9 protein-coding genes are annotated in these 8,296 nt (G+C 66.7%); 3 read left to right on the forward strand and 6 right to left on the reverse strand.

The genetic code is table 11. The features are described 5' to 3' along the window. Positions 1–94: 94 nt before the first annotated feature. The gene (gene amn / locus BLS61_RS18000; RefSeq protein WP_090433119.1) at positions 95–1,567 is read left to right on the forward strand and encodes an AMP nucleosidase; all 1,473 of its coding nucleotides are present in this window, start codon (positions 95–97) and stop codon (positions 1,565–1,567) included. 1 nt (position 1,568) lies between these two features. Here amn and BLS61_RS18005 read toward each other — a convergent pair whose 3' ends face one another. Continuing rightward, positions 1,569–2,540, reverse strand: coding sequence for a threonine dehydratase (locus BLS61_RS18005; RefSeq protein WP_090433120.1), 972 nt, complete (start codon positions 2,538–2,540; stop codon positions 1,569–1,571). 80 nt (positions 2,541–2,620) lie between these two features. Between BLS61_RS18005 and BLS61_RS18010 the strand changes: the two genes are divergently transcribed. Then, positions 2,621–3,964 (forward strand): aminotransferase-like domain-containing protein, encoded by a 1,344-nt coding sequence (locus tag BLS61_RS18010; protein ID WP_090433122.1) that lies wholly within the window; start codon positions 2,621–2,623, stop codon positions 3,962–3,964. Here BLS61_RS18010 and BLS61_RS18015 read toward each other — a convergent pair. Further along, a complete protein-coding gene (locus BLS61_RS18015; protein WP_090433154.1) occupies positions 3,954–4,397 on the reverse strand; it encodes a GNAT family N-acetyltransferase in 444 nt (147 codons plus the stop codon). The two genes, BLS61_RS18010 and BLS61_RS18015, sit on opposite strands and share 11 nt — an antisense overlap. Positions 4,398–4,456: 59 nt before the next feature. Further along, positions 4,457–5,488: an NADPH-dependent aldehyde reductase Ahr gene (gene ahr, locus BLS61_RS18020; protein ID WP_090433124.1), complete on the reverse strand. Its 1,032-nt coding sequence runs from the start codon at positions 5,486–5,488 to the stop codon at positions 4,457–4,459. A 121-nt stretch (positions 5,489–5,609) separates the two neighbouring features. Between ahr and BLS61_RS18025 the strand changes: the two genes are divergently transcribed. Continuing rightward, positions 5,610–6,230 (forward strand): pseudouridine synthase, encoded by a 621-nt coding sequence (locus BLS61_RS18025; RefSeq protein ID WP_090433126.1) that lies wholly within the window; start codon positions 5,610–5,612, stop codon positions 6,228–6,230. Between the two features lie 194 nt (positions 6,231–6,424). Here BLS61_RS18025 and BLS61_RS18030 read toward each other — a convergent pair whose 3' ends face one another. The 3 genes from BLS61_RS18030 to BLS61_RS18040 form a co-directional block, all read right to left on the reverse strand. Next, a complete protein-coding gene (locus BLS61_RS18030) occupies positions 6,425–6,817 on the reverse strand; it encodes a globin (protein ID WP_090433128.1) in 393 nt (130 codons plus the stop codon). 85 nt (positions 6,818–6,902) lie between these two features. Further along, entirely contained in the window at positions 6,903–7,121 is a 219-nt protein-coding gene (locus tag BLS61_RS18035; protein WP_003240295.1) for a DUF2788 domain-containing protein, read from the reverse strand. 90 nt (positions 7,122–7,211) lie between these two features. After that, positions 7,212–7,691, reverse strand: a complete 480-nt coding sequence (locus BLS61_RS18040; protein WP_004424680.1) for an Lrp/AsnC family transcriptional regulator — start codon at positions 7,689–7,691, stop codon at positions 7,212–7,214. Between the last annotated feature and the right edge of the window lie 605 nt (positions 7,692–8,296).

Below are 8,296 nucleotides of genomic sequence, written 5' to 3' on the forward strand. Positions count from 1 at the left end.
CCTAAGCCTAGCGGCCGGCAGGGCGTCGCGCGCTATGTTTTCGTCACCGTATGCAGGCAAGATAGGCGCGAACGTTCAGTCAGGAAGATGCGCCGTGAAAGCCTGCTCAGATGATTTCATCATTGCCCACACTCCCGAAGAAGCGGTCGACCGCCTTGCCGCGTTGCACCAGGAAGCCACCGGTGCCCTGAGCCATGCGCTCAAACGCTACCTCAAGGAGCGCATCCGCCCGGATGCCAGCGAACACTGCCTGTTCCGCTACCCCGAACTGCGCCTGACCTACCTGTGCCAGGGCGAGGTGCCGACCACCGTGCGCGCCTACGCCAAGGTGCAGGTGCCCGGCACCTATGCGATCACCGTGACCCAGCCGGCGGCCTTCCGCAAATACCTGCTGGAGCAGCTGCGCCCGCTGATGAATGACTTCACCCTGCGTGTCGAGGTCGGCCGCAGCCAGCAGAACATTCCCTACCCCTACGTGGTCGACGGCGGCGACGAGCTGGCCGGCAGCGGCGTGACCGCTGCCGAGCTGGCGCGGGTGTTCCCCAGCACCGACCTGTCCGCCGCCACCGACGGCACTGCCGACGGCCTGTACGACTGGGAGAACATCGACCCGCTGCCGCTGGCACTGTTCGACGCGGCGCGTACCGACTTCTCGCTCAAGCGCATCCAGCACTACACCGGCAGCGACTGGCGCCATGTGCAGCCGTGGATTCTGCTGACCAACTATCACCGCTATGTCGATCAGTTCATTCGCCATGGTCTGGACATGCTGGTGGGGGACTCGCGCTTCACCCGCATGGTGCTGCCGGGCAATGTGGTGGTCGAGCGCGGCATGGCCGAAGGCGAGATGCAGGCAGTGATCGAGAACGTGGTCTGGCACCGCTATCAGATGCCGGCCTACCACCTGCAGGCCGCGGACGGTCACGGCATTACCCTGGTCAACATAGGGGTCGGCCCGTCCAACGCCAAGAACATCACCGACCACCTGGCCGTGCTGCGCCCGCATTGCTGGCTGATGATCGGCCACTGCGGCGGCCTGCGCCAATCGCAGACCATCGGCGACTACGTGCTGGCCCACGCCTATATGCGTCGCGACGGCATTCTCGATCGCGTGTTGCCGCCACATATCCCTTTGCCCGCGCTGGCCGAGGTGCAGCAGGCGCTGCAGGAAGCGGCCAAGCTGGTTACCGGTGAAGAGGGCGACGAGCTGAAGAAACGCCTGCGCACCGGCACCGTGCTCACCTACGACGATCGCAACTGGGAACTGCGCTGGGCACAGGAACGGCCGCTGATCAACCTGTCGCGCGCGGTGGCGGTGGACATGGAGAGCGGCACCATCGCCGCGCAGGGCTATCGCCTGCGGGTGCCCTACGGCACGCTGCTGTGCGTGTCGGACAAACCCCTGCATAGCGAGATCAAGCTGCCCGGCGCGGCCGGGGCCTTCTACGAGCGTGCGGTGACCCAGCATCTGCATATCGGCATCGCCGCGCTGGAACTGATGCGTAGCCAGCTCAACTCGCTGCATTCGCGCAAGCTGCGCAGCTTCGACGAGCCGCCGTTCCGCTAGCTCAGGCTGCGGCTGGCGCCTCGTCGCGCAGCAGCTCGGCCAGCGCCAGCCGGTCGATATTGGCGCCGCTGAGCACCACGGCCACGCGCTGGCCGGCGTTGCGCTCGCGCTCCTGCATCAGCGCGGCCAGTGCCGCGGCGCCGGCGCCTTCGGCGAGGTTGTGGGTGTCCTCGTGATAGGCGCGGATGGCGGCGCGGATCTCTTCATCAGTCACGCGCACGATGCGCGCGGCGCCGGCGCGGATCATCTCCAGCGCCAGTGGCTGCGGCTGACGACAGGCCATGCCGTCGGCCAGGGTGACGGCGCGTTCGGTCTGTACCAGGCAACCTTGTTCGAAACTCTGCGCGTAGGCATCGGCGCCGCTGGCGACCACGCCGACGATTTCGGTGTCGAGGCCGAGCAGGTCACGGGTGCGGATCATGCCGCAGATACCCGAGCCGAGGCCGATGGGCACGTACACCCGGCGCAGGTTCGGTACAGCCTCCAGCAATTCAAGGGCGTAGGTCGCCACGCCGCGCACCAGGTCCTCATGCAGTGACGGCACCCAGTGCAGTCCGTCGCGTTCGGCCAGGCGCGCGGCCTCTGCGCGCGCTTCGTCGAAGTCGCGGCCATGTTCGATCACCTCGGCGCCAAGGGCGCGCATCGCCGCATTCTTCTCGCGGGCGTTGCCGTGCGGCACCAGGATGCGGATCGCCAGGCCGGCCTGACGCGCGGCCAGGGCCAGGCTCTGGCCATGGTTGCCGCGGGTGGCGGTGACCAGCCCGCGCACCTGCGGCTCGCGGCGCAGCAGCGCGTCGATATAGACCAGCCCGCCGCGCACCTTGAAGGCGGCGGTGGGAGCGTGGTTCTCGTGCTTGACCCACAGCTCGCAGCCGGTGCGCTCGCACAGCAGCGGCCAGCTCAGCTGCGGCGTGGACGCCATATGGCGGTGAACCAGTTGGGCGCTCTGGCGCAGTTGGGCGAGGTCGAACATGACGGGCACTCCGGGTGGTGTTGACCCCGATGCTAGTGCGGCGCATTGTATGGGTAAATCTTTATATTGCATGGCAAACAATGTGGCTCCCTGACCTGACCGGCAGTTCCTTGCCCACCTACCTCGCCTTGGTGGAGGCCATTGCTGCCGCCATCGGCCGAGGTGAACTCAAGCCCGGCGAACGCCTGCCGCCGCAGCGGCGCCTGGCCTGGACGCTGGGTATCAACCCGAGCACGGTGATGCTCGCCTACCGCGAGGCGGCGCGTCGCCATCTGGTTTCCGGCGAGGTCGGCCGCGGCACTTATGTATTGGCCGGTAGCCGCGAGGCGAGCCTGTTCCGCCTCAAACAACCGGCCGCGCAGGGCGCGCTGATCGATCTGTCGACCAATGTGCCGGTGCACGACCCGGACAACCGCGACCTGTCCGTCAGCCTTGCTGCGCTGGCTGCACGCGGCGAGCTGGATGGGCTGCAGGCCTATCCTTCGGCGGCGCTGGTCGAGCGTGCGCACTTGGCCGGCGCCACCTGGCTGCGCCGCCGCGGCCTGGAACTGGCGCCGAACGGCCTGCTGCTCTGCGCCGGCGCCCAGCAGGGCGTCTCCGCAGCGCTGCTGGCGCTGTGCGAGGCCGGCGAGCCGATTCTGGTGGAGCGCTTCACCGCGCCGGGGATCAAGGCCGCCGCGCGCCAGTTGCGCCTGCCGCTGCATGGCGTGGCGATGGACGAGCGCGGCATCCTGCCCGATGACCTCGACCGCCAGGCACGTGCCACCGGTGCTCGCGTGGTGGTGCTTACGCCCTGCCTGCAGAACCCCACCGGCGCCAGCCTGGACGCCGAGCGGCGCGCCGCCATCGCCGAGGTGGCGCGCCGACGCGAGCTGTGGATCGTCGAGGATGACGTCTACGGCGTGCTCGGTAGCGCCGCGCCACTCGCGGTGCAGGTGCCCGAACGCTGCCTGCTGATCAGCAGTTTGTCCAAGAGCGTGGCCCCGGGCTTGCGCCTGGGCTTTATCGCCGGCGCACCCGAGCTGCTCGAGCGTATCGACCCCGAGGCTCAGGCTACCCGCTGGGCCGTGACGCCGCTGAGCCTGGCGCTGGCCTGCGAATGGGTCGAAAGCGGCATCGCCGAACGGCGCCTGGCCTGGCAGATCGAGGAATTGCAGCAGCGCTGGCGCCTGGCCGCGCGGGTGCTCGGGCCACGTATGCCGCAGGGCAGGGCGGTGGCGCCGCACCTGTGGCTCGATGGCGCGCCGCCGGCTGGTTTGGCCGAGGCCTGTCGGCAGCATGGCGTCGAGGTGGTGCCGGCCGAGGTGTTCGCGGTGGAGGCTAATCCGGGGCATGCGGTGCGCATCAGCCTCGCCGCGGCGGCCAGCCGGGTCGAGCTCAAGCGTGCACTGGAAGGGATAGCCGACGCCTGGCCTATGGGCTGAGCGCCATATGCAGAATCGGGAAGGGCCGCCCGCCGCCATCCAGGCGCGAGCGATCGGTCACCACGAAACCCAGGTGCTGGTAGAAACCGACGGCCTGGGGGTTCTGCTCGTTGACGTCGACCCGCGTGGCGCCCAGTTCGTCGATGGCATGAAGCATCAGCCGCTTGCCTACGCCCTGGCCGTGACAGGCCGGGTCGACGAAGAGCATTTCCACCATGCCCTCGGTCGTGCCGAGAAAACCCAGGATCCGCCCCGCATCATCGCGCGCGCAGGTCAGCTGCACGGCCGGGAAATAATGCTCGCGCAGCAGCGGTTTGATCACCTGCAGGTCGCTCTCCGGCAGGAAGTGGTGGGTGGCGCGCACGGCGGCCTCCCAGATTTCCACCAGGATGGGCAGTTCGGCAGGGCTGGGGGTATCGAGCGTCAGCGGCATGGCGGCGGGCAACTTGGATGAAGCGGGGCGCAGAGCATGCCAGCTCCGCGCCTGTGCTGTCATTTGCTCGCGTCGAGCACCACGCGGTAGCGCGCCTTGCCGCTGCGCAGGTGGTCGATGGCCGCGTTCACCTGGCTCATGGGGAATTGCTCGACCTGCGGCAGGATCTGGTGGCGGGCGCAGAACTCCAGCATCGTCGCCATGGTGCTCGGCGAGCCCACCGGCGAGCCGGACAGGCTCTTCTGCTGCGGGATCAGGTTGAACACGTGCACCGGTATGGCGCTGGGCACGATGCCGACGAAGTGCAGGCGACCCTTGCCGCGCAGGGTGGCGATCAGCGCCTGCCAGTCCAGATCGGCGCTGGCGGTGACCAGGAGGAAGTCCAGCGTGCCGGCAATCGCCTTCATCGCCGCGCTGTCGGTGGAGGCCACCACCTTGTGCGCGCCCAGGCGCCTGGCTTCGTCCTGCTTGTTCAGCGAGGAGGTGAAGGCGGTCACCTCGCAGCCCCAGGCGTTGAGAAAACGCAGCGCCAGGTGGCCGAGGCCGCCGATGCCGACCACGCCGACGCGGTCGGTGGGCTTGATGTCGAATTCCAGCAGCGGGCTGAACACCGTGGAGCCGGCGCAGAACAGCGGGCCGACCAGTGCCGGGTCGAGCCCGTCGGGCAGCGGCACGGCCCAGGCCCAGTGCGAGCGCAGGCGGTCGGCGAAACCGCCGTGGCTGCCGACGATGGTGGGTTTGACCGAACGACACAGCTGGTGCGAGCCCTCCATGCACGAGCCGCAATGCATGCAGCTGCCCTTGTACCAGCCGATGCCGACGCGCTGGCCCAGCTTGAGGCCGCGCGCCTGCTCGCCGAGGCGGACGATGGTGCCCACCACTTCATGGCCGGGGATGAAGGGGTAGCGCGCGTTGCCCCACTCGTTGTCGATCATCGACTGGTCGGAATGGCAGATGCCGCAGTATTCCACCGCGATCTCGACTTCCTCGGCCCCCAGCGGGCCGGGGTCATAGCTCAGGGGCTCCAATGGTGCCTTGGGCGCGGTGGCGGCCCAGCCGGTAAAGGTGGCGAGTTCGGCGTTGTTGCTCATGGTTGGCTCCCGATGGCAGGTTGAGTCAGCAGCTTAGCTGCCGCCGTGCCACTGTGAAGCACCATCAGTGCCGCTTATCGTGGGTTACACTGCGCAGCCCCGTTCCGCCGAAGCCCGTTGCATGCCACGTCCTCGTCCCCCTGCCTCTCGTCGCCCAGCCGCTCCCCGTCGCGTGGCCAAGGCGCCACCCGCCCAGCCGCGCCTGTTGTTGCTGAACAAGCCGTTCGACGTGCTGACCCAGTTCAACGACGAGCAGGGCCGCGCCACCCTCAGGGATTTCGTCGAGGTGCCCGGCGTCTATCCGGCCGGGCGCCTCGATCGCGACAGCGAAGGCCTGCTGCTGCTGACCAACGACGGCCGTCTGCAGGCGCGTATCGCCGACCCCAGGCACAAGCTGCCGAAGACCTACTGGGTGCAGGTCGAGGGCGAGCCGAGCGAGGCGCAGCTGCAGCAGCTCCGTGATGGCGTGACGCTCAATGACGGCCCGACCCTGCCGGCCGAGGCGCGTCTATTGGGCGAGCCGCAGTTGTGGGACAGAAATCCGCCGGTACGTTTTCGCAAGAGCGTGCCGACCAGCTGGCTGGAGCTGGTGATTCGCGAGGGGCGCAACCGCCAGGTACGGCGCATGACCGCCGCGGTGGGCCTGCCCACGCTGCGCCTGGTGCGTGTGGCCATCGGCCCTTGGACGTTGGATGGTCTGCAACCCGGCCAGTGGCGCGAGGTGCCGGCGTTATTGCCATAGGGGTGGCGTCATTTCCGGAAGTGGTGCGCACGGCGCACCCTACGCCGCCGTGTCCCTGTAGGGTGCGCCGCGCGCACCAGGGTTCCCGTGTCGCCGCTGGACGACGGGTGCAGGAGGAGAACGGCGACGGCCGCGGTGGTCACCGCGCAGCGGACGTTTTGTCGCAGAGGTCGACCCTGGCGGGATGACCTGAATCAATAACCGGATTTGATCACGGCGATACCTTTGTTCAGCACTTCACGCCAGGCCTGGCGTATGTCCGCGTCGCACTCCTTGTCGTGTTCGCTGATGGTCAGCAGCAGCGCGTCGAGCCACAGGTCGTAGAGTTCGGGGCGGATATCCAGGCGCTGGCGCGAGTGCGATTCGCCAAGGGCGCGCAGCTTGCTGTCCGGCATGCCGCGGGCATGCATCACCAGATTCATGATGCCCTGGCGCAGCAGCTGCTTCTGCGCGCTCATGTCGGTATCGACGAACTTCTCGCGAATCAGCGGCGAACTGGCGAGAAAGTGGCGGTAGAAATCGTCGAAGAAGGCGGGGCTGGCGCAGCAGCGTCCATAGCTCTGCATCACCAGATTGGCGGCGCTCATGTGAAACTCCTTGGGTTAACGGCTGGGCCGCCTTACCAAGGCGGCCCGGAAGCGGTCGGACGCGTGGCGGGCGCTGGGTGCTACCTCAGCCGTGGATGCCGCGCGCCGTCTCGATGATGTAGGTGATGATCGGCTTGGCCAGGAAGGCGAACAGGCACAGGCCCAGGCCGAGGAACAGGATGGCGGTGCCGAGACGGCCGGCCTTGGACTTCTTCGCCAGGTCCCAGATGATGAAGAACATGAACAGCATCAGCCCGCCCACCAGCACGTACATCATCAGGGCTTCGAATTGTTCGGTTTCCATGGGACCTCGGGATTCGGACGGGAAAAACAGGGCGGCGATTATACGCGCCCTGACTTGGACCGCGGCATGATCCGTTTCTCCCTGCGACTTTCAGTCGCGCAGGTGCTGCAGCGGCAACTGGGTGCTGGACAGGATCTGCTGCAGCACGAAGCTCGAGCGCACGCTGGATACGCCATCGATGCGAGTCAGGGTGCCCAGTAGCAGCTTCTGGTAATGATCCATGTCCGGCACCACCACCTTGAGCTGGTAGTCGGCGTCCATCCCGGTGACCAGGCAGCACTCCAGCACCTCGGGGCATTTGCGTATTTCGTCCTGGAAATGCTCGAAGCGTTCCGGCGTATGCCGGTCCATGCCGATCAGGACGTAGGCGGTCAGGCTCAGGCCGAGTTTCTTGCGGTCGAGCAGGGCGACCTGGCCGGTGATGTAGCCATCGTCTTCCAGTTGCTTGACCCGGCGTGAGCAGGGCGAGGGTGACAGGCCGATGCGTTCGGCCAGCTCCTGATTGGACAGGGCGGCATTGCGCTGCAATTCGGCAAGAATGTTCAGGTCGTAACGATCGAGTTTGTCCATTTTTTTTAACAGCTCGTTATTGCATTGCGGTAAATAGTGCTCCTTTAGCGATTAATTGCGCAATCGTTGGATTGAAAAGCAATCTTCGCAATCTTATTTCGGTGCGGCAGGCGTAAGCTTTCTCTCAGTTTCACGGCCCGGACGACAAGTCCTACCGGCCTCGCCCAACCAGGTGAGCCGGCGCCGACGGTCCTACCGGATCGCACCGGCACCCGGGTCCGCACTGCCCAACCAGGCGGGCGACGAAAGCGGCGACAACAACGCCAGCACCGGACAGATTTCCCGAAGGGGCCGCAAGGCCCCTTTTTTCATGGCTCTTCGCATTCTCGCGGGGAAGATACGCTTGACACCGGACTGGCAAGTTTGTGTGCGTATCGCTTGCGGACTTAGAACTATCCATTACCGCGTGTACTGAGCGTTTGGGTTGCGCCCCTTACGGGCGCCACACCTTTCTTGCTTGCCCAAGAAAGGTGTGCCAAAGAAGGGCACCCCGACATCCGGGTTTCGCTACGCGAAACTTCCCTCGCTCCGGTGCTGCTCCGGGGGCCGGCTTACATGGGCCATCCCTGGCCCATTAAGCCTTTCGCCGCATCCATGCGGCTCAT

The organism is Ectopseudomonas guguanensis, from assembly GCF_900104265.1.
GTDB classification, from domain to species: domain Bacteria; phylum Pseudomonadota; class Gammaproteobacteria; order Pseudomonadales; family Pseudomonadaceae; genus Aquipseudomonas; species Aquipseudomonas guguanensis.

Bases quoted from the DNA above. Each gene is read 5' to 3' on its own strand.
- BLS61_RS18040 (WP_004424680.1), bottom strand. From the start codon at position 7,691: ATGGACAAACTCGATCGTTACGACCTGAACATTCTTGCCGAATTGCAG.
- BLS61_RS18005 (WP_090433120.1), bottom strand. From the start codon at position 2,540: ATGTTCGACCTCGCCCAACTGCGCCAGAGCGCCCAACTGGTTCACCGC.
- BLS61_RS18035 (WP_003240295.1), bottom strand. From the start codon at position 7,121: ATGGAAACCGAACAATTCGAAGCCCTGATGATGTACGTGCTGGTGGGC.
- ahr (WP_090433124.1), bottom strand. From the start codon at position 5,488: ATGAGCAACAACGCCGAACTCGCCACCTTTACCGGCTGGGCCGCCACC.
- BLS61_RS18010 (WP_090433122.1), top strand. From the start codon at position 2,621: ATGTGGCTCCCTGACCTGACCGGCAGTTCCTTGCCCACCTACCTCGCC.
- BLS61_RS18015 (WP_090433154.1), bottom strand. From the start codon at position 4,397: ATGCCGCTGACGCTCGATACCCCCAGCCCTGCCGAACTGCCCATCCTG.
- BLS61_RS18025 (WP_090433126.1), top strand. From the start codon at position 5,610: ATGCCACGTCCTCGTCCCCCTGCCTCTCGTCGCCCAGCCGCTCCCCGT.
- BLS61_RS18030 (WP_090433128.1), bottom strand. From the start codon at position 6,817: ATGAGCGCCGCCAATCTGGTGATGCAGAGCTATGGACGCTGCTGCGCC.